Below are 23905 nucleotides of genomic sequence, written 5' to 3'. Positions count from 1 at the left end.
CGGAAAGCACCGACGCACTTCGAACCCTCACACCGCACGGAGGCCACGCATCATGAGCTCGATCAGCAGAAGGTACCGCCGCACGGCCTGTACGGGCCTGGCCCTCGCCCTGCCGCTGGCCGCCCTGGCCGCCTGTGGCGGCGGCAGCGGCGGTGACGGCGGTGACGCCTCCGCCGCGGCGGGCAGCGGCAAGGGCACCATCAGTGTCTGGGCCCACCAGGGCCAGAAGAGCGAGGACACGGCCCTGCAGAACGCCGTGAAGTCCTTCAACTCCTCCCAGGACAAGATCAAGGTCGAGCTGAAGCTGATACCCGGCAACGACTACACCAAGACCATCACCGCCACCGACGCCGCCGAGCTGCCGGACGTGATGGAGTTCGACGGCCCGACCATGGCGAACTTCGTCTACACCAAGAAGCTCGCCTCCATCGACGACTACGTCTCGGCCAGGACCATGGCCAACGCCACCGACGCGAGCAAGGCGCAGGGCGAGATCGACGGCAAGCACTACGGCCTGGGCATGTACGACTCCGGGCTCGGCATCTACGGCAACAAGAAGCTGCTCGACGCCGCCGGGGTGAAGTACCCGACGAGCCTGTCCGACGACTGGACGGCCCAGGAGTTCACGGACACGCTCAAGGCGCTCAAGGCCAAGGACTCCGACGGTAAGGTCCTCGACCTCCAGGAGACCGGCGGCTACGCCAACGAGTGGGGCACCTACGGCTTCGCCCCGATCGTCTGGTCGGCCGGCGGTTCCCTGCTGAAGGACGGCAAGGCGGAGGGCGCCCTCGACACTCCGGCCGTGGTCTCGGCGATGAAGACCTTCCAGTCCTGGAAGACGTATGTCGACCCCAACACGGACGGCAATGCCTTCGCCAAGGGCCGGGTGGCGCTGAGCTGGGTCGGCCACTGGATGTACCCCGCCTACAGCAAGGCACTCGGCAGCGACCTGGTCGTGCTGCCGCTGCCCGACTTCGGCAACGGTCCCAAGACCGGCCAGGGTTCCTGGGCCTGGGGCATCGGGGCGGGCTCCAAGAACGGCAAGGCGGCCGGCACCTTCCTCGACTACCTCCTGAACGACACCAACGTCACGGCGATGACGACGGCGAACGGCGCCCCGCCCGCCACGAAGAGCGCGCTGGCCAAGAGCGAGCTGTACAAGCAGGGCGGCCCCCTCCAGCTCTTCGCCGACCAGCTCGCGGGGCCCTGCGGCGACAGCGACATCACCAAGTCCTGCGTCGCCGTGACCCGTCCGGTCACCGCCGGATACCCGACGATCACCGCCAAGTTCAGCGACGCCCTGAACTCGATCTACGGCGGCGCCGACCCCAGGAGCGCCCTGGAGAAGGCCGCCCGCGCCATCGACCAGGACTTCTCCGACAACGCCGGCTACAAGATCCAGTAGGACGCGTCGGCCGGGGCGGGCTCGCGTACAACGGCGCGCCCCGGCCGGGAACAGGACCCCCGTGAAGACCATGGAACCCGGGCACACCGCGCCCCCAGGCAGAGAAGAAGGCCCGCCCGTGACCTCTGCGCAGTCCGCGCGGCCGAAGCGGCCGACGCGTTCAGGGCCCAGGAAACACGACTGGCTGCACGGACTGCTCATGTCCACCCCCGCCGTCGCCGGGATCATCGCCTTCGTCGGCGTCCCGTTCGGCTACGCCGTCGTCCTCTCCTTCTACAACGTGCGCCTCGGCTCCCCCTTGGCGCCCACGTTCTTCGGCCTGGAGCAGTACCGGCGGCTGTTCACCGACCCGGACCTGTCCGGCCCGTTCCTGCGGGCCCTGCTCAACAACCTGACCTTCGCCGTGGTCGTCGTACCGCTCCAGACGGGCCTGGCGCTCGCCCTCGCGATCCTCCTCAACCGCAAGCTGAAGGCGATCGGCCTGTTCCGGTCGCTGTTCTTCATGCCGGTCGTCTTCCCCATGACGCTGGTCGCCGTCATCTGGCGGCTCATCCTCGCCCGCAGTGACCAGGGCCTGCTCAACTCCGCACTGCACGCGGTGAGTTTCGGAAACTGGGGCGCCTTCGACTGGCTCGGCGACGCCGCCACCGCCATGGCCTCGATCATCGTGCTGTCCGTCTGGCAGGGCGTCGGCTTCCAGATGGTCATCCTGCTCGCCGGCCTCCAGCAGATCCCCGGCGAGCTCTACGAGGCCGCCGAACTCGACCGCGCCTCCCGCTGGCAGCGGTTCCGGCACATCACCCTGCCCGGCATCCGCGGCACACTCGTGTTCGTCGCCATGCTCACCTCGGTGCTGTCCTTCCGCGTCTTCGACCAGGTCTACGTCCTCATCCATGGCGGCGGCCTCGACGAGGACGCCACCCGCACGGTCATGTACCAGGCCGTCACCACCGCCTTCGACCAGAACAACATCGGCCAGGCGTCCGCGATCACCGTCGTCTTCTTCCTGATCGTCGTCGTCCTGACCCTCGTCCAGCGCCGCGTCGTCCGGCCCGACAACGAGGACTGACAACCATGGCCACGATCCTCGCGCCGCACCGCCGTCTGCGCCGCCTTGCCGACTACGCCGTCCTCAGCATCCTGGCGTTCGTCTTCGTCCTGCCCGTCCTGTACCTGCTCCTGGGCAGCCTCAAGCCCTCCGACCAGGTGCTCGGCGGCCTGACCGGCTTCCTGCCCACCCATCTGTCCTTCGACAACTACGCGCAGGTCCTCGACGCCCTGAACTCCGACAGCACCGGCTACTTCTGGCGCTTCACGGGTGTCTCGCTGGTCGTGGCGTTCGTGGTCGTGACCGGCGGCCTCTTCGTCAACTCGATGGCGGCATACGGCATGTCACGGCTGAAGTGGCGCGGCCGGGAAGCCGTCTTCACACTCGTTCTGCTGCTGATGCTGGTGCCGTTCGAGTCGGTGGCCGTACCGCTCTTCTACATGTTCAACGACCAGCGCAACACCCTCTACATCCAGGCGGTCCCCTTCATCGCCAACGCCTTCTCCATCTACCAGTTCCACACGTTCTTCCGGAAGATCCCGCCCAGCATCGAAGAGGCGGCCCGGCTGGACGGCGCGGGCCCCTGGCGCACCTTCTTCGCGATCATCGTCCCGATGTCGAAACCGGTGTTCGCCTCGGTCGCGATCCTCACCTTCCTCACGCAGTGGGGCTCGTTCCTCTGGCCGGTCCTGATGGTCTCCGATCCCTCCGTTCGCCCCCTCCCCCTGGAGATGAGCGTCTTCCAGGGCCAACAGCCCCCGGACTGGGGGCAGATCCTCGCCTTCGGGGTTCTCCTCGTCCTGCCCGTCCTGGTCGTCTTCGCCTTCTTCCAGCGCTGGTTCGTCCAGGGAGTCGCCAGCTCCGCGGTCAAGGGGTGAGACCGAGAGTCTTTTCAACAGGTCAGCACGCATGCGGCCAGAACGTCAGTACCATCACCGCCCATGGACTGGCTTGAGCGCACCGCGAAGCTGAGGCAGTGGAGCAGGAGCGGGACACGGGCTCCGCACAAGCCGCTACTGCTCCTCTACGCCCTCGGCCGGTTCCAGGAGGATGCCGACGGCGCGTTGCGGTACAGCGCGGTGGAGCAGGACCTGCAGCGGCTGCTGGCCGAGTACGGGCCGCCCAACAGAACGACGCCCGCCTACCCGTTCCATCACCTGGTGAGCGACGGAGTCTGGGAGGTACGCACCGACCGCGGGCCCGGCAGCCCCGGAAGCGGAGTGCGGGATCTCCGGGAGACGGGGGCCACCGGGCGCCTCTCCCAGGACCTGAGAGCGGCGCTGCGACGCGAACCGCCTCTGCTCGGCAGGATCGCGCGGTTGCTGCTCGATCTGCACTTCCCGCCCTCCCTCCACAGTGAGCTGTGCGAAGCCGCCGGCCTGGAACTGGAGCCGGCGGAGACCGAGGGGCTCTCGACGGCGCGCAGGCAGCGGGACCGGCGGATGCGGGAACGAGTACTGACCGCTTACGAGTACCGGTGCGCCTTCTGCGGTTACGACGGCAGGATCGGCGTCGTACCGGTCGGGCTGGAAGCCGCCCACGTGCGCTGGTGGGCGTTCGGCGGCCCCGACGACGTCGAGAACGGGCTCTGTCTGTGCTCGCTGCACCACAAGCTCTTCGACAAGGGCGTCCTCGGTGTCGGATGGGGTTCCCCCCGCTCGAGCGAAGCCGAGAGTGGGGGAGGTCACCGCATCCTGGTCTCGCAACGCTTCGTCGGTCACAGTCCCGCCGCCCGTGAGCAGGTGACCGCGCTCGCGGGCCGTCCGCTCGTCGGCCCGCAGCCGGGCATGCATCCCGTCGCGGCCGCCCACCGCGACTGGCACACCAGTCAGGTCTTCCACGGCGAGCCACGCCCAGCTACGGCCGCCGTACTGTCGGGGCTTTGAAAAATCTCCGTACTGCACCAAGAAGCCCCAGCGCGTGGTCCTACTTGGTGCCGGCCGTGCGCAGCACCGTGAGGACCAGCGTGCGCGTCACCTCCACGATCTCCGGCAGCCTGACGCGCTCGCGCGCGCTGTGGCCGTGGCGGATGTCGCCGGGCCCGTACTGGAGGGTCGGGATGCCCGCCGCGGTGTACAGCCGCAGGTCACTTCCGTACGGGGCGCCGCGCTCGCGCACCCGCACGCCCCCGTTCGCGTCCGCGTGCGCGTCTCGTACGGTGTCCCGGAGCGGGTGCCCGGCAGTCAGGCGGCCGCTGGCGAACCGGCCGCCCGGCCAGGTCACCGTCACCGGGTGCTCGCGCAGCCACGGGTCGGCCGCGCACGCCTCGGCCACACACCGCTCCAGCGCGGCACGGGCTACCGCCGGGTCCTCGTCGAGCCGTACGCCCAACCGCCCCTCGGCGACGAGGAGATCGGGCACGCTGCTCGCCCAGTCACCGGAGCGCAGGGTGCCGACCGAGAGCGCGTACGGGATCGGGTACTCGGCCATCAGGGGGTCCGGGGCAGTGTTCCGTTCGGCCTCCAGTTCCGACAGGGCGCGGTGGACCGGCAGGTACGCGTCGATGGCGCTCACCCCCTCGTCGCGCGAACTCGCGTGGGCGGAGCGGCCCGGGACGCCGAGCCGGAAGGTCAGCGCGCCGGCATTCGCCGTGATCAGCGTGCTCGCGGTCGGCTCGGCGATGACGCACGCGTCACCGGTGTGACCACGCTGGAGCGTGCCGAAGGCGCCCAGCCCGCCGTCCTCCTCCCCCACCACGAAGTGCACCGCCGCCCGACCGCGCAGTCGCACCCCGCTCGCCCGGATCGCCGCGAGCGCCGCGAGGTGGGCGGCGAGCCCGGCCTTCATGTCGCAGGCGCCGCGGCCGTGCACGGTGTCCCCGGTCACCCGCGGCACGAACGGATCGCCCTCCCACTGCTCCGGGTCGCCCGGCGGCACGACGTCGACGTGCCCCTGGAGGATCAGCGTCGGCCCGTCCCCACCGTCCCGCGTCGTCCCCACCAGTCCCCACGCCTCGTCCCGCGGCGCCTCCGAGCCGGGGAAGTCCGGGTGCGCCAGCAGCGCGGGCAGGTCCATCGGCCACAGGTCCACGTCCAGGCCGAGCCGGTCCAGGCGCCGGGACAGGTCGTGCTGGAGCTCGGACTCGGCGGGGCTGCCGGTCACGCTCGGTATCGCGATCAGCTCCAGCAGGGTCCGGGCGAGGGCCGCCTCGTCGATCGCCGCGAGGGCCGCGGCCTCCTGGGCGCTCAACTCACTGGTGGTCATGGGTGGTTGCTCCCTTCGCGGCACGGTCCGGGTTCGGGTCCGGGTCCGGGTCCGGGTCCGGGTTCGGGTCCGGGTCCGGGTTCGGGTTCGGTCCAGTTCCAGGTCCGCGGCCCGGCTGCAGAGCGTCTCTATCAGTCCGGATCGTACGAGGAGGCCGGTAGGAGGAGAAGGTGGGCGTGAGACGACGACCGGGAGCAGGAGTGGATGCGCGTCAGCGGTCCTCAGCCGCCCCCGTCCCCACCGTGAACCCGATGACCGTCCCCCCGCCCTCCCGCCGGAACGCGAAGGGCTCGCCCCCGTGTGCCGTGGCGACCTCGCGGACGATGGACAGGCCGAGTCCGGAGCCGGGCAGGCTGCGGGCGGCCGGGGCGCGGTAGAAGCGGTCGAAGACGCGGATCAGGTCGGCGTCGGCGATCCCCGGCCCACGGTCGAGCACCTCCACGCGGACGGCGCCGTCCCTGTGTCCGTCGCTCCCGCTGTCACGGCCCGCGGTTCCCTCCGACTCCGTACCCGGCAGACCCGACAGCACGCCCCCGCTCGCGCCCGTACCCGGCCCCGTCACCACGACCTCGATCGCCCCCGTCCACCCGCGATCGAACTTCGCCGCGTTCTCCACCAGGTTCGACACCGCCCGCTGCAGCGCCCCCACCCGCCCGGCGACCGTCGTGTCCCCGTGTGCCAGCACCACGACCTCCCGCCCGGTCCGCCGGCGGGCGACCGCCGCCACGTCCTCGACGATGTCCGCGAGCTCCACCCGCTCGACGGGCTCGGTGCTGGACTGGCCGGCCGCGAGGTCGACCAACTCGTTGACGAGGTCGGTGAGTTCGCGGGCCTCCTGGGCGAGGTCGGCGACCAGTTCCTCACGGACCGACGCCGGGAACTCGTCGATCCGGCGCAGCAGGGAGATGTTCGTACGCAACGACGTCAGCGGGGTGCGCAGTTCGTGGCCCGCGTCCTGGACCAGCCGCCGCTGGTCCTCCTCCGACTGGGCGAGCCGTACCAGCATCCGGTCGAAGGAGCGGCCGAGCCGGCCCACCTCGTCGCGCCCGGTGACCGGCACCTGGATGGAGAGGCGACCGGTGCGGGCCACGTCCTCCGCCGCGCCGGCGAGCCGCACCAGACGCCGGGTCATACGCCGCGCCAGCCACCAGCCGAACAGCCCGGCCGAGACGACGACGGCCGCCTCCAGCAGCACGGTCCGCTGCTGCAGCTCCCGCAGCAGGTCCTCGGTGTCGCTGAACTCCTGCGCGACCTGGATGGCACCCCGGCCGTGCCCGAGGGCGACGGTGGCCACGCGGTAACGGCCATCGCCCAGGGCGACCGTGTCGTGCTGGACCGTGCGGCCCGCCAACGCCTCGTCGGCCGTACCGCGGTCACTGGCGCGCACGGGCAGGGCGGGGCTGCCCTTGTCGACGAGTTTGCCGCGCGGACCGAGCACCTGGACGTCCGTACGGCCCGAGTCCATCAGCTCTTCGCGCGGTCCGCCCCGGTCGGAGGGCGCGTAGTCGTCGGGGCCGAGCTCCCGTTCCCGTACCTGTTGCTGCACGTCACGCACGACCCCGGCGAACACCGTCTGCTGGTCCACCCGCACCAGCCGGGCGGCCGCGCTGTAGCTGAGGACCCCGACGACGACCGTGACGGCGGCGGCCACGGCGGCGAAGGACAAGGTGAAGGTCGCCCGCAGGGAGGAGACCCGGCGCAGGCGGGGACGGAGGCGCACTCAGTCCTCCCTCAACACGTACCCCACGCCGCGCACCGTGTGGATCAGCACCGGCGCGTCCGGCTCGTCGAGCTTGCGCCGCAGGTAGCCGACGTACACCGCGAGGTTCTTGGAGCCCGGGCCGAAGTCGTAGCCCCAGATGCGGTCGTAGATCGTCGCGTGGTCGAGGACGATCCCGGCGTTGCGCATGAGCAGTTCGAGGAGGTCGAACTCGGTCCGGGTGAGCTCCAGCTCGCGCGCCCCGCGCCAGACCCGCCGGGCGTGCACGTCCATCCGCAGTCCGGCGGCGGACAGCAGCCCGGCGATGTCGCGGTCACCGGGCGGCTTGGGCGCCGCGACGGCGTTACCTGTTCGGCGCAACAGGGCCCTCAGGCGGGCGAAGACCTCGTCTACGTCGAATGGCTTAACGACGTAATCGTCCGCTCCGGCGTCCAGACCGGCGATCCGGTCGGCCGTCTCGACGAGCGCGGTGAGCATCAGGATCGGCGTCCGATCACCCTCCGCCCGCAGGACACGGCACACCTGGAGGCCGTCGATGCCCGGCATCATCACGTCCAGTACGAGGACGTCCGGGGTCGTGCGGTGCGCCTGCGCGAGCGCCTCCACGCCGTCAGCGACGGCCGTGACCTCGTAACCCTCCAGGGTCAGCGCGCGTTCCAGGGCATGTCGGATGGCGCGGTCGTCCTCGGCGAGCAGCACATTCTGGGGCACCCCACCAGTCTGCCAAGGTCGCGGCCGCGAACCACCTGACGGAGTCGGACAGAGGTGGGCTTCTTACCCGCCTCTCACCCGGGCCGGGCGGGTGCCTTACCTCGCCGGGCCACCGTGTCCGGTGTGCCAGGCGGACCACCGGACCGAGGTCACGCCGGGAAGGATCGTATGGATCACATGGGTCGCGTGGGTCATATGGGTCGCAGGGAGCGCGGGGAAGGCAGCGCGCGCGGTGAAGGCGATGAGGCCGCGGAGGGCGGGGATCGGAATCAGACGATCCGCGTGGATCGCACGGACCGTACGGAGCGAACGTACCGGCCGGACCGGACGGACCAGCCGGGGCAGGGCACGCACGGGGATCACGGCGACGGGACGGACTGCGGCGAGCAGCACGGGTACGCGTCCCCTACGGGACTGACGACGAGCAGGTCCCACACCGGGCGGCCACCCGCCCCGCGCACGACGATCCACCGCACGACGACGAAGGTCCAGCGCATGAAGATCGTGTTCCTGCTGCACAACGCGTACGCCATCGGCGGCACCGTCCGCACGACGCTCAACCTGGCGTCGGCGCTGGCGGACCACCACGACGTGGAGATCGTGTCGATGTCCCGGCACCGCGACACCCCGCGCTTCGCGGTCGACCCGCGGATCGCACTGGTCCCGCTGGTGGACACGCGCCCGGGCAGCAGAGACCTCGGCGACCCCGCCTTCGCGCAGCCGGCCATCGACTTCCCCGCCGAGGACAAACGCCACCACCAGTACACACGCCTCACCGACCGGCGGGTCCGCGCCCTTCTCGCCCGCTGCCACGCGGACGTCGTGATCGGCACCCGCCCCGGCCTCAACGTGTACGTCGCCCGCTTCGCGCCCCGCCGCGCCCTGCGCATCGGCCAGGAGCACCTGCGCCACGACGCGCACGACAAGCGGCTGCGCAAGGTGCTGGCCCGGCACTACCGGGCCCTGGACGCGTTGGTCACGACCACCGAGGCGGACGCGAACGCGTACCGCGCCCACATGCCCCTGCAGGGCGTGCAGGTGATGTCGGTGCCGAACATCGTGCCGGCGGCCGGCGTCTCCCCCTCCCCCGGCACCGCCCCGGTCATCGCGGCGGCGGGCCGACTGGCCCCCGGCAAACGCTTCGACCTGCTCCTGGAGGCGTTCGCGCAGGTCGCGTCGAAGGAACCGGACTGGCGGCTGCGCATCTACGGCGGCGGCAAGCAGAAGGAACGCCTGAACCGCCTCATCGACGAGCTCGGCCTCTCCGGCCGGGCCCGCCTCATGGGCCCGCGCACCCCCATCGAGGCCGAGTTCGCCAAGGCGTCGCTGGTGGTGAGCGCCTCGGACGCGGAGTCGTTCGGGATGACGCTGGTCGAGGCGATGCGCTGCGGGGTGCCGGTCGTCAGTACGGACTGCCCGCTCGGGCCCGCCGAGATCATCACCGACGGCGTCGACGGCCGCCTCGTCCCGGTCGGCGACTCCCGCACCCTCGCCGACGCCATCCTCGAACTGATCGCCGACGAGCCGACCCGCCGCGCCATGGGTACCGCCGCCCTCAACAGCGCCCACCGCTACGACGCGGCCCCCATTCTCGCCCGCTACGAGCTCCTCTTCGCCGAACTCCGCGAGACCCGCTGCCGCCGCGCCTGGGATCGGGAACGGTCCCGGATGACGGCCTGGACCCTCCGCCGGAACCGCTCGCTGCGCCGCCGGGTACGGGCCTGGGCCACCCGCATGGGGTGGCCGGGGACGCGGGCGGCCCGGGAGACGTGAGGGCACCCGAATCCGGCCGGCCGGCCCCGGTGTGCCCTCAGCCCGGGGCCGGCCGTGCCACCTGCGCGCCTACGCGCTCCGTGAAGGGTTCAACGCCGCGAGCTGCTGCTCGAAGGGAATCACGGCCGGCAACTCCGACTCCGTCCGACGGAGCAGGGGCTCGGGGCTTGACGGGAACGCGGACGCGAGCTCAGGGCTCGACGCGGGCCCGGACGCGAGCTCGGACCCGGACCCCGACGCGAGCTCGGGCTCGGGCGCTGACTCGGATACGGACCCGGCCGCGCCGCCCCGCAGCCCGCCCATCAGCCCCGCCAGCTCCCCCGCCGCCCTCTGGACCCGCCCGGCGAGCCCCTCGGCCCCCCAGTCCTCGGACGCCGCGTACACGGCCGTCGGTACGACGATCGCGCGCAGGTAGGCGAACAGCGGGCGCAACGCGTGCTCCAGGACCAGCGAGTGGCGGGCCGTACCACCGGTCGCCGCGACCAGCACCGGCTTCCCCACCAGCGCGTCCCGGTCGAGCACGTCGAAGAACGACTTGAACAGCCCGCTGTACGAGGCGGAGAACACGGGCGTGACCACGATCAGCCCGTCGGCGGCCTTCACCGCGTCCAGCGCGGAGGTCAGCCGCGGCCCCGGGAAGCCGTTGGTGAGGTTGTGGGCGATCTCCACGGCCAGGTCGCGCAGCTCGACGACCTGGACCTCGGCGTCGGTGCGCTCGGCGGTCGCGGCGGCGAGCCGGTCCCCCAGCAGCCGCGTGGACGACGGAACGCTCAGCCCGGCCGACACGACGACGAGCCTCATGCGGTACGCACCTCCTCGGCGGACGCCCCGCCCTTGTCGCCGTTCTGCTTGTTGCTGTTCAGCTTGTTGTCGTTCTGCTTGTTGTCGTTCTGCGTGTCCTGGTCCTTGGCGGCCAGCAGTGACGCGTGCGTCGGCGCGTCCGGGACATCCGCCGGGCGTCCCTTCGCGAACTCCTCGCGCAGCACCGGCACGACCTCCTCGCCGAGCAGCTCGATCTGCTCCAGCACGGTCTTCAGCGGCAGCCCCGCGTGGTCGACCAGGAACAGCTGGCGCTGGTAGTCACCGGCGTACTCCCGGAAGGCCAGCGTCTTCTCGATCACCTGCTCCGGCGTCCCGACCGTCAGCGGCGTCTGGTCCGTGAAGTCCTCCAGGGAGGGCCCGTGACCGTACACCGGCGCGACATCGAAGTACGGCCGGAACTCGCGCACCGCGTCCTGGGAGTTCTTCCGCATGAAGACGTGCCCGCCCAGTCCGACGATCGCCTGCTCGGGCGTGCCGTGCCCGTAGTGGGCGTACCGGGTGCGGTACAGCTCGACCATCTGCTTGGTGTGGGAGGCCGGCCAGAAGATGTTGTTGTGGAAGAAGCCGTCGCCGTAGTACGCGGCCTGCTCGGCGATCTCCGGGGAGCGGATGGAGCCGTGCCAGACGAACGGGGGTACGCCGTCCATCGGTCGCGGTGTGGACGTGAAGCCCTGGAGCGGCGTACGGAACTTGCCCTTCCAGTTCACGACGTCCTCGCGCCACAGCCGGTGCAGCAGGGCGTAGTTCTCGATGGCGAGGTTGATGCCCTGCCGGATGTCCTGCCCGAACCACGGGTACACCGGCCCGGTGTTGCCGCGCCCCATCATGAGGTCCACCCGGCCGTCGGCCAGGTGCTGGAGCATCGCGTAGTCCTCGGCGATCTTCACCGGGTCGTTGGTGGTGATGAGGGTGGTCGAGGTGGAGAGAACCAGCCGCTCGGTGCGGGCGGCGATCCAGCCCAGCATGGTCGTGGGCGACGACGGCACGAACGGCGGGTTGTGGTGCTCCCCCGTCGCGAACACGTCGAGCCCGACCTCCTCGGCCTTCTGCGCGATCGCGACCATGGCCTTGATGCGCTCGCGCTCGGTCGGCGTCCGGCCCGTGGTCGGGTCGGGAGTCACGTCGCCGACGCTGAAGATCCCGAACTGCATCATCGTTTGCCACCCTCCAGGTTGTTTACGATTCAACTATACCCGCAAACGGAGGCCCGTGCCGGACTATTCCCAGAGCCACCACTCGCGAGCCACCCCGCGATCACCCTCCGAGAAACCGGATAAATCAGCCAAATTAGCCCACTGTCAGACCCCGCCCCTACCATCCCCTCATGGCCGCCCCACGCCGTGACACCCGAGGCATCGTCGACGCACCGGAGCTCTTCGCCCGCGTCCGCTTCCGCCGACGCGAGCCGGCCGGACCACTGCGCCCCTACGTGGAGCACTACTGGCTGATCGACTGGGACCTGACCGAGCCCTACGTCTCCCATGTCGTCCCGCACCCCTCCGTCAACATCGTCTTCCAGCGGTACGGGAGCCAGGGCCCCGCCGGCTCCGGGGAGGTCACCTTCGGTGAGGTCGCCGGCATCGGCCTCGACCTGTTCGTCCAGAAGCTGGAGGGACGGGGACGCGTCTGCGGCGCCAAGTTCCGCCCCGGCGGCTTCCGCCCCTTCGCGCCGGAGCGGCCGGCCGGCGACTGGACGGGCCGGCGGATACGGCTGCCGGAGGTGTATCCGGGGCGCGACGCCGCGGCCGACACCGAGGCCGTCCTCGGCCCCGCCTCCGACGACGCCCGCGTCACCGCCCTCGACGAGTTCCTGCTCGCCCTCGACCCGAGGCCCGACCCCCAGGCCGACCTCGCCATGACCCTCGTCGACCGCATCCGCACCGACCGCACCATCCGCCGCGTCGGCGACTTCGCCCGCGGCGAGGGCATGTCCGTACGGCTCCTGCAGCGGCTGTTCGCCGCGTACGTCGGCGTCGGGCCCAAGTGGGTCATCCTCCGCCACCGCATCCACGAGGCCCTGGAACACGCCGAGACCGACCAGGCCGTCGACTGGGCCGCCCTCGCCGCCGACCTCGGCTACGCCGACCAGGCCCACCTCGCCCGCGACTTCACCACCACGGTCGGGGTACCGCCCACGGCGTACGCGGAGGCCACCGCGCGCACGTGAACCACGCGGTGACGCCTGGCCGACCGGCTACTTCGCGTGCAGAACCGCGTAGATCATCACGAACGCCACGAGGTGGATACCGAACAGGAAGTACGCGAGGTACCACCACACATAGCGCTCGTTCTTCTTCTCCTCGGCCAGACGCCGCCGCTCCAGAGAGAGCTCACCGGCCTCACCAGGCTGCAGGGACTTCCCGAGCTTCCCAGCCTGCTCGGACTCCCCAGGCTGCTCGGACTCCCCAGCCTGCTCGGACTCCCCGGACGCCTCGGGCATCAGAGCTCCCGGTGAACCTTGGTGTTGGAGGCCTGGGCGCGGGGCCGCAGGACCAGCAGGTCCACGTTGACGTGGCTGGGCCGGGTGACCGCCCATGTGATGGTGTCCGCCACGTCGTCGGCGGTCAGCGGCTCGGCCACGCCCTCGTACACCCGCGCGGCCTTCTCCTTGTCGCCGCCGAAGCGGGTCAGCGCGAACTCGTCCGTCTTCACCATGCCCGGCGCGATCTCGATCACCCGTACCGGCGTCCCGACGATCTCCAGCCGCAGCGTCTCCGCGAGCACGTGCGCACCGTGCTTGGCGGCGACGTACCCCGCGCCGCCCTCGTACGTGCCGTGCCCGGCCGTGGACGACACCACGACGACCGTGCCGTCACCGCTCGCCGTGAGCGCCGGAAGCAGCGCCTGGGTCAGGTTCAGGGTGCCGATGACGTTCGTCTCGTACATGCGGCGCCAGTCCTCGGGGTCGCTCGTGGCGACCGGATCGGCGCCGAGCGCGCCACCCGCGTTGTTCACCAGCACGCCGACGGTCCTGAACGCGGTGGCGAACTCGTCGACGGCCGCCCGGTCCGTCACATCGAGCGCGTACGCCGCGGCCGAGTGCCCCGCGGCGCTGATCTCCTCCGCCAGGGCCTCGATCCGGTCCTTGCGGCGCGCGGTCAGCACCACGCGGTACCCGGCCGCGGCCAGCTGCCGGGCCGTCGCGGCCCCGATACCGCTGCTCGCACCCGTGACGACGGCGATACGGGAGGCGGCGGACGGTGTTGCGGGGGCGGTCATGGACGTGACTCCTCGTTACCGGGCGGGCGGCTGCTCCCGGCAAGGATAGGTCTGTCTCAGCTGCCACTCCTCGGCGCGTACATGATCACCGCCACCCCGGCCAGACAGACCAGCGCACCGATCACGTCCCACCGGTCCGGCCGGTACCCGTCCGCGACCATGCCCCAGGCCAGCGAACCGGCCACGAACACCCCGCCGTACGCCGCGAGGATGCGGCCGAAGTTCGCATCGGGCTGAAGAGTCGCCACGAACCCGTACGCCCCGAGCGCGATGACCCCCGCCCCGATCCACACCCACCCACGATGCTCCCGCACCCCTTGCCAGACCAGCCACGCACCACCGATCTCGAACAACGCGGCGACGACGAAGAGGGCGATGGAACGAGCGACAAGCATGGATCAACCCTCGCACACACCCCCATGCCCTCCAGCAGGGGACCTTGGTCACCCCACCTGGCACACCCCTAACTCACAGGAGTGAACCCTCTCGATCACCCACACGACCGCCGACATTGCGACCTAGGCTCGCGCCACAACATCAACACGACGGCCCTCGGCCGGGGTGCCACCCGGACCGAGGGCCTGACCGACAAGGAAGTAGAGGCTTCCCTGTGGCTGAATGCGAGCCTAGCGCGCAGCAATTCACGCTGGACGACGCCTTGGGCGTCGACACGAGGCGGTTCATGGACCTCAGAGTCCCTGAGTACGCCTACATGTTCGGGTTTTTGCAGGCGGACGGGCACCTGTACCAGGGCGCGGGCCAAAAGGGCCGCCTCACTGTCGAGCTCAACGTCCGCGACATTGACCTGCTCCACAGGTTCAAGTACCTGACGCCTTACAACAGCAGCGTCACCGAGCGTTCGCGGTCCACGAACTTCGCCGAGAACCAGCGCTCAGCGGTCTGGTCCGTGTGCTCTCTCGACGCCAGGACGAAACTCAACGAACTCGGCCTGCCGTATGGGCGCAAGTCCAAGAACATCACCCCACCCCGAGTCGAGTTCTCGCGCCGCGACTACCTGCGCGGAGTCATCGACGCCGACGGCTCGGTTGGCTTCACCAAGCCGGGGCTGCCCTTCATCTCCCTGACCACTGCAAGCACGGCCATCGTCGCCTACCTGTGCTTCTATGCAAGGAAGATCACAAGCGTCGAGCGCCGTCCACGTCGCAACCAGCGCGATGACATCTACAACATCACGTACATCACCGAGGCGGCACAGGCCTTGTGTGAACACCTCTACTACCCGGATTGCTTGTCACTGAGGCGCAAGCAGACGGCCGCCGAAAGCGTCATGAACTGGGTTCGCCCGGCTGGTTCCAAGCCCAGGCCGCCACGCATCCATTGGACGCGCGACATGGACCGGACCCTGCTCGCGGCACCGACCGTTGCCGAGGCAGCCGTCGAACTGAACTTCTCCAGGAGCGCCTGCCAAGTCCGCCGCTGGAAGCTGCTGAACGGCGTAGTCCCCCTACCAGACTGAACGGCTCTCGATGGGCGCGGCGCACGATCGCCGCGCCCATCGTGTTTGTCAGCCCTTCACACAGACGACCTGCTTCAGCTTCGCCACCACCTGAACGAGGTCGCGCTGCTGGTCGATGACCTGCTCGATCGGCTTGTACGCAGCAGGAATCTCGTCCACTACACCGGAATCCTTACGGCACTCCACGCCCCTGGTTTGTTCTGCCAGGTCCTTCGTCGAGAAGCGGCGCTTCGCCGCGTTGCGGCTCATGCGCCGACCCGCGCCGTGGGACGCCGAGTTGAAGGACTTCGCGTTGCCGAGTCCCTTCACGATGTACGAGCCCGTGCCCATCGAGCCCGGGATGATCCCGTACTCACCAGAACCCGCGCGGATCGCTCCCTTGCGGGTGACCAGCAGGTCCACCCCGTCGTATCGCTCCTCCGAAACGTAATTGTGATGCGCGCTGATCTCCGGCTCGAAGGTGACCTTCGCCTTCTTGAACTCACGACGGATCACCTCCTTGGAGAGTGCCATCATGATGGCGCGGTTGTGCCTCGCGTACTCCTGAGCCCAGAACAGGTCGTGCCGGTACGCCGCCATCTGCGGAGTGTCCGCGACGAACACAGCGAGGTCACGGTCGACCAGGCCCTGGTTGTGCGGCAGCTTCTGAGCAACACCGATGTGGTATTCGGCGAGTTCCTTGCCGATGTTCCGAGAACCGGAATGCAGCATAATCCAGACCGAATTGTCCGTATCGATGCAAAGTTCCCAGAAGTGATTCCCTTGGCCAAGGGTTCCCATTTGCGTAGTCGCTCGCCCCTTACGGAACTTGACCGCCTCCGCAACCCCCTCGAACCGCCCCCAGAAGTCATCCCACCCCGCGGTGGCCAGCCCATGGAACCCTCCCGGATCAACGGGAGTGTCATGCATCCCCCGCCCCACCGGAATGGCCTGCTCGACCTTCGACCGCAGCCGCGAGAGATCCCCCGGCAGATCGTTCGCCGTCAGCGACGTCTTCACCGCCGACATCCCGCAGCCGATGTCCACTCCCACCGCCGCAGGACACACCGCGCCCTGCATCGCGATGACGGACCCGACCGTCGCGCCCTTGCCGTAGTGGACGTCCGGCATGACCGCCAGGCCCTTGATCCAGGGCAGGGTGGCGACGTTGCGGAGCTGCTGCATCGCGACGTCCTCGACCGACGCGGGGTCGGTCCACATGCGGATGGGTACCTTCGGTCCCGGTACCTCTATGTACGACATATCGCCCTCAATCCCCCGAAGTAACAACAGAAGTCTGAAATCGCAAAACCGGCGCCAAGGTCAGTGAAATGGGATGCCGGACCGGCGTCCACGGCAGTGCGTGCGATACACATTGTGTTCAGCGGCCGCCCTGGCGCGGCAAGCGAATAACCCCAGATCCAGGCGCAGTCCCGGATCTAGACCCGTGACCCCGGTGGTCCGTCGAGAGGAGCCCTCCGTGCAGCCGAAGGCGTACGTACCCGGCGTCGCCGTGCTCCTCACGGCATTGCTGGCCGGCTGCACCGGCTCCGACGAGTCGAGCAGCCCCGACGACAAGCCCGGCACCTCCAGCACCACCGCGCCCGCCGCCCCGCCCGGCCGCTACCGCACGCTCCCCGAGCCGTGCGGCGTGGTCTCCAAGGGCGCGCTGGACGCGCTCCTGCCCGGTATCAAGCAGCTCACGGACGAGGAGCAGCGGGAGACGGCGTACGAGGGCGAGGCGACGCAGACGTTCGACACGGACCGCCGGGTGGGGTGCCGGTGGAAGGTGGCGTCCACCGTCGCCACGGACCACCTGTTCCTCGATTTCGAGCGCGTGGTGTCGTACGACAGCGCGGTGAGCGACGACGACAAGGCGGCGGAGGTCTATGCCGCCAAGCTGGAGGCCGCGGACCTTCCCGAGCCGTCCGCCGCGGAGAGCGACGGCGGCGACAGCAAGAAGGACGGCAAGAAGGCCGACGGGGAGGGTGTCAACGAGGACGAGACCGGGGCCGGGGCCTCCGGTGACCCGAAGCCCTCCGAGTCCGCCACCGAGTCCGCCTCCGATTCCTCCAGTTCGCCTGACTCACCTGGTTCATCCGACTCGGCCGACTCATCCGGTTCACCCGACTCGGCCGATTCCTCCGCCTCCCCCAGCGGGACGCCCGCCGCGCTTCAGCCCCGCACGCTCGACGATCTCAGTGACGAGGCGTTTCTGAACGACGAGCTGAGTACGGCGCAGCAGCGGACGGTAACTGTGGTATTTCGCACGTCCAACGTCATTGTGACCGTCGAGTACGCGGAGCAGCCGACGTCCGTGACAGAGGTGCCGGACAGCAAGGAAATGCAGGACAGGGCGCGAAATCTGGCCGCGCGGCTGGCGGAGTCGTTCAACGACTGACCGCCTCCGGGCTGACTCCGCAAAGCGGCTGAAGGACAGCCACTCCTCTTGCTCAACGCGTACCGTGGCCCCTCGGACCCGATCCGGCAGCACTACCACAGGCGTCACGCAGGAACCACGAACGTCATGAGCATCATGAGTGAAGGAACCATGCACCGATCAGCACAGCGAGATCAGCATCATCATCGAGGCGGGCGAGGCCACGGAGGCAGGGGCGTCCGGCGGCTCCTTGTGGGCGCCGCGGCACTTCCGGTGATGCTCGTCGCGGCCGGCTGCTCCTCGGGCTCCGGCTCCGGTGACGACGCGGCGAAGGCGAAGGAGTCGGCGAGCCCGACGGCGAAGCAGTCGGCGACGGCTTCGGCGAACGAGGTGAAGGCGGCGGCGTACGGGAAGCTGCCCGAGGCGTGCACGGTGTTGTCGAAGAAGACCCTGGAGGACCTGGTCCCGGAGGGTGCGAAGTCGGGCAAGGCGATCAATGACGGTGAGCCGGACGTCAGTGGCGACTGCCGCTGGACCAGTCTCGACAACAAGGGTGTGAAGGGTTCGCAGTACCGCTGGCTGAGCGTGTCGCTGCTGCTGTTGGACTCGGACGCGGCGCGTGGTGCCGGTGACGAGCGGGCGCGGGCCCAGTTCGACAAGAGGCTCTCGGAGGCGCAGGCGGTCGAGGGTGCGAAGAACGTGAAGTCGGAGCCGGTGACCGGTACGGGTGACCAGGCGACGGCGGTGCGCTACGACCTGAAGAAGAAGGAGGGTTCCTTCAAGCAGCAGACGGTCGTGGCGCGGGTCGAGAACGTGGTGATCACGCTCGACTACAACGGTGCGGGCCTGGCGGGTGACAAGACGCCGGACGCGGACGAGCTGCTGAAGAGTGCGAAGGCGGCTGCCAAGCAGATCGTGGCGGCCATCGGCGCGGCGAACGACGAGGCCGAAGGGTCGGGTTCGAGCGCGTCGCCGTCGAAGTCGGCTTCGAAGCCTGCTTCGGAGTCGGGGGACAAGGCCGCGGACAAGGGTTCGGGTTCCGAGAGCGGCGAGCCGTCGGCGTCGGCGAGCAACAAGTAGAACTCGGTCTGTAGCTGCGGCTGCGGCTGAACGCGCGGTGTCACCAGGCTTTTTGTGGGAGCCCGGCCGTTCCGCGGACCGGGCTCCCCGATGACCGGCCAAACGCACGACACACACATGTGCCACCCTGTTGCGCGCAACAACACGCACTGGGAGGGGATTACGGGTGGCGACGCCACAGCTGACACGGACGCACCGCATTCTGATAGGCGTTGTCGTGACCGGCGCCGTGATCATCGCCGCTATCGGTTTCGCGGGTTCGTACGCGGCCGTCCGTGAGCTCGCCCTCCAGAAGGGCTTCGGGAACTTCAGTTATGTCTTCCCGATCGGTATCGACGCGGGTATCTGTGTCCTGCTGGCTCTGGATCTGCTGCTCACGTGGATCCGGATCCCGTTCCCCCTGCTCCGTCAGACGGCGTGGCTGCTGACGCTGGCGACGATCGCGTTCAACGGCGCGGCGGCCTGGCCGGACCCGCTGGGTGTCGGTATGCACGCGGTGATCCCGGTGCTGTTCGTGGTGTCGGTGGAGGCGGCCCGGCACGCGATCGGCCGGATCGCGGACATCACGGCGGACAAGCACATGGAGGGGGTGCGGCTGACGCGTTGGTTGCTGTCGCCGCTTCCGACGTTCCTGCTGTGGCGCCGTATGAAGCTGTGGGAGCTGCGGTCGTACGACCAGGTGATCAAGCTGGAGCAGGAGCGGCTGGTGTACCAGGCGCGGCTGCGGTCCCGTTTCGGGCGTGCGTGGCGGCGCAAGGCTCCGGTGGAGTCGTTGATGCCGTTGCGTCTGGCGCGGTACGGCGTGCCGTTGGCGAACACGGCTCCGGCGGGTCTGGCGGCGGCGGGCATCGAGCCGGCGCTGCTGCCTCCGGCGGCGCAGCCGCAGCCGGAGTTGGAGTTGGAGCGGGCGTCCGGTGGGGCGGTGGATGGTCGCGGTACCGGCCCGGCGCAGGCTCAGGTGCAGACGCCGGTGCGGGCACAGGCCCAGGAGCAGGCTCAGGTGGGCCCGGCGGCGCCGCAGCGCCCGCTTCCGCAGGGTGGAGGGCCGGTCGAGCAGCCGGAGTACCTTCAGGAGTTCCCGGAGGAGCAGAGCCCGTGGTTCGCGGCGGCCGGGCCGCAGGAGGTCGAGTACCGGGGCGGCTACAACCCCGCGTACGAACCTGAGGAGCCGTACGAGCAGTGGTACGAGGAGCAGCTGACCGATCAGCAATTCGATGAGCCGCAGGCGGAGCAGCGCCGGTACCAGGAGCGGCGGCCCGGACAGCAGCACTTCCAGAAGCAGGGACCCGAGCAGCAGCAGTACCCGGAGCAACAGCCCCAGTTGCCCCAGCAGCCGTACCAGGAGCAGCCCGGTGAGGCGCTGGAGTCCGCGTCCGAGACGACGGGGAGTTTCCCCATCCCGTCCGGTCCGAACCGTACGCGTCAGCTCGGTGAGGGCGGTGGGCCCCCGGAGCCGGACGACGAGGCGTACTACCAGGTCTTCAAGCAGTCGATAAGCGGCAGCGGCTACCCGACTCCACGCGAGTTCAGCGACAACGTCGAGGCGACCTATGGTGTCCCGCTCCTGGACGCCGACGCCAAGAAGTTGGTCCTGCGCTTCACCGATCGCCACGACGCGCAGATGCAAGAGGACCACATTGCCTGAGACGGCCGCGGACTTATGCCGCGCACATGGCCGCCGTCCCGTACATGACCGCACGAGGAGAGCCCTCGAAGGAACCTGTCGTTCCTTCGAGGGCTCTCTCGTGCTTCAGGTGTGTCGGGCTATCGCGCCGCGTAGCCGAAGCGGGCGCCGGCCGAGGGGAGTCCGCCCTGGCCGGGCTGGTACGTGGTGACGGCGGCCACCGTGCCGCCGGCGGTCACGTTGGACATCGGCAGGGCGTAGAGGGTGCCGTAGGCGGACGGGCCGTACGGCATGCCCGCGTACAGGTGGGTGCCGGTGAAGTGGATGCTGGAGCCCAGGTTCTGGTTGGCGCCGGGCGTGCCCGGGATGCCGGTGCCGTTGCCCGCCTCCAGCCAGCGGTCGTTAGCGCCGGGTGTGCCGAGGAGCGAGAAGGTCTGGATCGCGCCCGCCTTCGTCACCGTGCCGATGGCCTCGCCCGTGACGCCGACGGCCAGCTTCAGCGTCTCCGTGGTGCTGACGGCACGCGGCGCGGTGTTCACGGCGGTCAGGGTCGAGCCGAAGGCGTCGCCGACCTCGGCGGTGCCGGTCACGTCGTCGGTGGCGGTGCCCTGCGAGAAGCCGCTGAGCTGGCTGTACGTGCCCGAGGCGGTGACGCGGAAGGTGTGGACGCTGCCCACGTCGGCCTTGTCGACGCCGTCGATGGGCAGGTCCTCACCGGGTGAACCGACGGCGAGGATCGACTCGTTGGCGGTCGCCGCGCCCGCCGGGCGGTACGGGACGAGGGCGAGGGACTTGCCGAACTGGTCGCCGGCCTCGGCGCCGCCGGAGACCGTGTCCAGGTCCTGGTCGAGGCCGAACAGCGGGGTGGGCCTGCCTTCGGCGTTCAGCTTGTTGGGGTCGAAGACGGCGAGGTTGCCGGCGTCCGCCTTGGTGCCGATGGCCTCGCCGGGGGCGCTGATGGCGATGTGGTTGGAGTCGGCCGCGACGGCGCCGCCGAAGCCGTCGTTCGCCTCCACGGCGCCGGGCACGTCCAGGCTGTCCTGGTGGATGGAGACGTTGGTGGTGCCGTGCACGTAGAACGCCTGTCCGGCCTTGACGACGGAGCCGAGGGCCTCGCCGGGCTCGCCGATCACGATGAACGGCTCGCCCGCGTTGGTGGTGGCGGCGGCGAGGGTCTGGCCCAGGCGGTCGCCGCTCTCGTTGGCGGAGGCGCTGAGGGAACCGTTGCCGGCGCCCTGCTGGTAGTGGGTGTTCTTCTTCGTGCCCGTGCCGAGGCCGCCGGGAGCGCCGTGCAGGATGTCGACCACGCCGGTGTCGGTGGCGGTGCCGATGTCCTCGGAGGGGGTGCCGACGACGAGGTCGGTGCAGCCGTCCTCGTCGTAGTCGACGGTGGCGATGGCCTCGCCGAACCAGTCGTCGGTCTCGGCGGTGTCGGGCACCCAGTCGAGGTCCTGGTGGATCTCGGCGGTGCCCTTGCCGCCGCCGTAGACGATGCGGACGAGGCCCGCGCCGGCCTTGCCGCCGACGGTCGCCTTGGGGTCGGCGATGGCGATGTCCTCGGTGCCGTCGCAGTTGAAGTCGGTGATGCGGGGCGCACCCACCTTGGAGTCCACCCAGGAGGCAAGGTCGTCGACGCGGGTGGCGATGCCGCCGGTTCGGGTCTCGGTGGCGTCGGTGCCGAAGCAGCCGCCCTGGTACGACCGGCTGCTCAGGGCGGCCAGTTGAGGGGTGCCGCCCGTCACGCGGACCAGGGGGCCGCCGGTGTCGCCCTTGCAGGCGGCCGCGCCGTCCTTGCCGGTGACGGTGGCGGTGGTGGCGTCGGAGGTGTCCACCGAGAACGCGCCGGTGTGCAGGTTCAGAGGGGCCCACTCGGTGGTGCTGCGCCCGTAGCCGGCGAGCTTCAGCTCCTCGCCCGTGGTGGGGGCGGTGGTGGCCAGGGCGATGGGGGTGACGTTGGTGACGGGGCGGTTCAGTCGGGCCAGTACTACGTCGCGGTCGGTGCGGGGCACGAGTTCGACGACCTGGCGGACCGCGCCCGCGGTGCTGGTGAGGTCGGAGCGGCCGATGGTCGCCGTGGTCTTCAGCTTCGGCTTGCCCGCGGGCACCGTCAGGTCGGCGACCGGGTTGTCGGCGAAGCAGCTGGCCGCGGTGAGCAGCCATTCGCGGTCGACGAGGACGCCGGAGCAGCCGCGGTCGTGGTCGCCGAGGACGAGTTGCGCGGTGTAGGCGTGGGTGGTGTCGGAGGCGGGGGTGGCGGGGCCGGTCACGGCGGTGGCGGGTGCGGCGGTGAGCACGACGGGTCCGGCGATCAGGGCGGCGGCCAGTGCGGCGAGGCGCACGGGTCTGGTGTGTCGCATCAAGGGGTTCCTCGGTGGCAGGTCTGTGGCAGGTCAGGTCTGTGGCAGTCGGATCTGTGACAGCCAGATCTGTCGCAGTCAGATCCGTCGCAGTCGGATCTGTGGCCGTCGGATCTGTGGCAGTCAGGTCTCTTGCAGGTCTGGCAACGGGCTCGGGTTGGTGGGCCCTACTTGGATGGTTGGTGGGCCCTACTTGGAGGTCCTGATCTCCACGAGCATGTGGGGGCGCGCCTGATCGTCCGCGCTCTCGCCCACCGCCTTCCAGGAGTTCGCGGGGACGTCGTAGGACTTCTCCTCCGTGCCGACGGTCATGTCGAGCTCGGTCGCGTACTCGTTGGACTTCACGCCGTAGACGGAGGGGATCTCCAGCGTCAGCCAGCCGGTGTCGCCGGTGACCTTGAAGCAGACGTTCAGCGTTTCGCGGGACCAGATCTCCAGCAGTCCGCTGCCGGCGGCGCAGTCGGCGAGCGTGATGTGGCCGTCGCCGCGCTTGAGGACGATGTTCTGCTCTTCGAGGATCCTGTCGGCCCCCGGGTAGTCGAAGTCCTCGACGGCGAAGCCCGGGGCCTCGTCGGCGATGGCCCGGGCGGTGGCGGCGTCCTTCTCGGCGGGTGTTCCCGCCGGGGTGCCCGCCACCACGAGCCAGGCCAGGGCGCCCGCTGCCGCGGCCGCGCCCAGAGCGCGTCCCATGAGGCGTCTCGTTGTTGACGCGGTTCTGCTACGTGCCTTCATTGCAGTCCTCGTGCTCGGTTCCGATGGAACGTCCGGAACACGTCCGGAACGCATGGAAAACGGTTGTGAAGGCTACGGCGCCACGGCACGACGGAGAAATAGAAGCTAAACGCGCATGACCGGAAACAAATGCGGTCACGAACACCCCCCGACACCCCCGAAATTCGGCGGGAGAGCCCCCTGATCGGGGATCGCAAAGCGTGGCTCACTCCCGCAGCCAAGGGAATGCAAAACCGAACCCAAGATTTTGTCCATCGAAATAAATCAGGCCAAACGGCCGATAACGCTTGGCTCGATTGTGACTCCCGTCACTGCGCGGAATGGTTGCGCTTCCGCTTGTGAGGGCCCCATGAAAGGTAAATAAATATTCGATA

The 23905-nt window shown here is 69.7% G+C and carries 22 protein-coding genes; 10 read left to right on the top strand and 12 right to left on the bottom strand.

Going from position 1 to position 23905, the window contains the following annotated elements:
• The first annotated feature begins 52 nt into the window (after positions 1-52).
• From E0500_RS12340 to E0500_RS12325, 4 genes are all read left to right on the top strand, one after another.
• On the top strand, positions 53-1405 hold the full coding sequence (locus E0500_RS12340) for a sugar ABC transporter substrate-binding protein (protein ID WP_131570837.1): 1353 nt from the start codon (positions 53-55) through the stop codon (positions 1403-1405).
• 199 nt (positions 1406-1604) lie between these two features.
• Positions 1605-2474 carry a carbohydrate ABC transporter permease gene (locus E0500_RS12335; RefSeq protein ID WP_258572754.1) on the top strand — a complete coding sequence of 290 codons (870 nt, stop codon included), beginning with the start codon at positions 1605-1607 and terminating at the stop codon, positions 2472-2474.
• A 5-nt stretch (positions 2475-2479) separates the two neighbouring features.
• Entirely contained in the window at positions 2480-3331 is an 852-nt protein-coding gene (locus tag E0500_RS12330; RefSeq protein WP_131570833.1) for a carbohydrate ABC transporter permease, read from the top strand.
• 63 nt (positions 3332-3394) lie between these two features.
• Positions 3395-4339, top strand: coding sequence for a phosphorothioated DNA-binding restriction endonuclease (locus E0500_RS12325; protein WP_131570831.1), 945 nt, complete (start codon positions 3395-3397; stop codon positions 4337-4339).
• A 40-nt stretch (positions 4340-4379) separates the two neighbouring features.
• On the opposite strand, the gene E0500_RS12320 is transcribed toward E0500_RS12325, so the two are convergent.
• The 4 genes from E0500_RS12320 to E0500_RS12305 form a co-directional block, all read right to left on the bottom strand.
• The gene (locus tag E0500_RS12320; RefSeq protein ID WP_131570829.1) at positions 4380-5657 is read right to left on the bottom strand and encodes an ArgE/DapE family deacylase; all 1278 of its coding nucleotides are present in this window, start codon (positions 5655-5657) and stop codon (positions 4380-4382) included.
• Between the two features lie 211 nt (positions 5658-5868).
• Entirely contained in the window at positions 5869-7377 is a 1509-nt protein-coding gene (locus E0500_RS12315; protein WP_131570827.1) for a HAMP domain-containing sensor histidine kinase, read from the bottom strand.
• Positions 7378-8088 carry a response regulator transcription factor gene (locus E0500_RS12310; RefSeq protein WP_131570825.1) on the bottom strand — a complete coding sequence of 237 codons (711 nt, stop codon included), beginning with the start codon at positions 8086-8088 and terminating at the stop codon, positions 7378-7380.
• Between the two features lie 359 nt (positions 8089-8447).
• Positions 8448-8585 carry a hypothetical protein gene (locus E0500_RS12305; RefSeq protein WP_181586969.1) on the bottom strand — a complete coding sequence of 46 codons (138 nt, stop codon included), beginning with the start codon at positions 8583-8585 and terminating at the stop codon, positions 8448-8450.
• On the opposite strand from E0500_RS12305, the gene E0500_RS12300 reads away from it, so the two are divergent.
• Positions 8584-9861 carry a glycosyltransferase family 4 protein gene (locus E0500_RS12300; protein WP_131570839.1) on the top strand — a complete coding sequence of 426 codons (1278 nt, stop codon included), beginning with the start codon at positions 8584-8586 and terminating at the stop codon, positions 9859-9861. The two genes, E0500_RS12305 and E0500_RS12300, sit on opposite strands and share 2 nt — an antisense overlap.
• A 69-nt stretch (positions 9862-9930) precedes the next feature.
• Here the strand turns inward: E0500_RS12300 and E0500_RS12295 are convergent, their stop codons facing one another.
• Positions 9931-10662, bottom strand: coding sequence for an FMN reductase (locus E0500_RS12295; protein ID WP_181586968.1), 732 nt, complete (start codon positions 10660-10662; stop codon positions 9931-9933).
• Complete coding sequence (locus tag E0500_RS12290; protein WP_165935193.1) at positions 10659-11834, bottom strand: LLM class flavin-dependent oxidoreductase; 1176 nt, start codon at positions 11832-11834, stop codon at positions 10659-10661. Before E0500_RS12290 ends, E0500_RS12295 begins: the two co-directional genes overlap by 4 nt.
• Before the next feature lie 173 nt (positions 11835-12007).
• On the opposite strand from E0500_RS12290, the gene E0500_RS12285 reads away from it, so the two are divergent.
• The gene (locus E0500_RS12285; protein WP_131570136.1) at positions 12008-12850 is read left to right on the top strand and encodes a helix-turn-helix domain-containing protein; all 843 of its coding nucleotides are present in this window, start codon (positions 12008-12010) and stop codon (positions 12848-12850) included.
• A 27-nt stretch (positions 12851-12877) separates the two neighbouring features.
• Here the strand turns inward: E0500_RS12285 and E0500_RS12280 are convergent, their stop codons facing one another.
• From E0500_RS12280 to E0500_RS12270, 3 genes are read right to left on the bottom strand one after another with little or no spacing between them, the layout of a single operon-like run.
• Positions 12878-13123: a hypothetical protein gene (locus tag E0500_RS12280; RefSeq protein ID WP_131570134.1), complete on the bottom strand. Its 246-nt coding sequence runs from the start codon at positions 13121-13123 to the stop codon at positions 12878-12880.
• Positions 13123-13902 (bottom strand): SDR family NAD(P)-dependent oxidoreductase, encoded by a 780-nt coding sequence (locus E0500_RS12275; RefSeq protein WP_131570132.1) that lies wholly within the window; start codon positions 13900-13902, stop codon positions 13123-13125. The genes E0500_RS12280 and E0500_RS12275 overlap by 1 nt, the downstream gene beginning before the upstream one ends.
• A gap of 56 nt (positions 13903-13958) precedes the next feature.
• Entirely contained in the window at positions 13959-14297 is a 339-nt protein-coding gene (locus tag E0500_RS12270; RefSeq protein WP_131570130.1) for a YnfA family protein, read from the bottom strand.
• A 287-nt stretch (positions 14298-14584) separates the two neighbouring features.
• Between E0500_RS12270 and E0500_RS12265 the strand changes: the two genes are divergently transcribed.
• Positions 14585-15379, top strand: a complete 795-nt coding sequence (locus E0500_RS12265; protein WP_131570142.1) for an LAGLIDADG family homing endonuclease — start codon at positions 14585-14587, stop codon at positions 15377-15379.
• Positions 15380-15427: 48 nt separating this feature from the next.
• On the opposite strand, the gene E0500_RS12260 is transcribed toward E0500_RS12265, so the two are convergent.
• Complete coding sequence (locus E0500_RS12260; RefSeq protein ID WP_131570129.1) at positions 15428-16621, bottom strand: RtcB family protein; 1194 nt, start codon at positions 16619-16621, stop codon at positions 15428-15430.
• A gap of 217 nt (positions 16622-16838) precedes the next feature.
• Between E0500_RS12260 and E0500_RS12255 the strand changes: the two genes are divergently transcribed.
• From E0500_RS12255 to E0500_RS12245, 3 genes are all read left to right on the top strand, one after another.
• Positions 16839-17759, top strand: coding sequence for a DUF3558 domain-containing protein (locus E0500_RS12255; protein WP_131570127.1), 921 nt, complete (start codon positions 16839-16841; stop codon positions 17757-17759).
• A 255-nt stretch (positions 17760-18014) separates the two neighbouring features.
• The gene (locus E0500_RS12250; RefSeq protein WP_309505038.1) at positions 18015-18818 is read left to right on the top strand and encodes a DUF3558 domain-containing protein; all 804 of its coding nucleotides are present in this window, start codon (positions 18015-18017) and stop codon (positions 18816-18818) included.
• Positions 18819-18984: 166 nt separating this feature from the next.
• Positions 18985-20463, top strand: a complete 1479-nt coding sequence (locus tag E0500_RS12245) for a DUF2637 domain-containing protein (RefSeq protein WP_131570125.1) — start codon at positions 18985-18987, stop codon at positions 20461-20463.
• Between the two features lie 119 nt (positions 20464-20582).
• Here E0500_RS12245 and E0500_RS12240 read toward each other — a convergent pair whose 3' ends face one another.
• Complete coding sequence (locus E0500_RS12240; RefSeq protein ID WP_181586967.1) at positions 20583-22799, bottom strand: trypsin-like serine protease; 2217 nt, start codon at positions 22797-22799, stop codon at positions 20583-20585.
• 189 nt (positions 22800-22988) lie between these two features.
• Positions 22989-23489: a hypothetical protein gene (locus E0500_RS12235; protein WP_131569902.1), complete on the bottom strand. Its 501-nt coding sequence runs from the start codon at positions 23487-23489 to the stop codon at positions 22989-22991.
• Between the last annotated feature and the right edge of the window lie 416 nt (positions 23490-23905).

This window comes from Streptomyces sp. KM273126 (assembly GCF_004337435.2).
GTDB classification, from domain to species: Bacteria; Actinomycetota; Actinomycetes; order Streptomycetales; family Streptomycetaceae; genus Streptomyces; species Streptomyces acidicola.
Note: the sequence above shows the minus strand (reverse complement) of the source record. Positions and strands in the feature narration are given on the sequence as shown.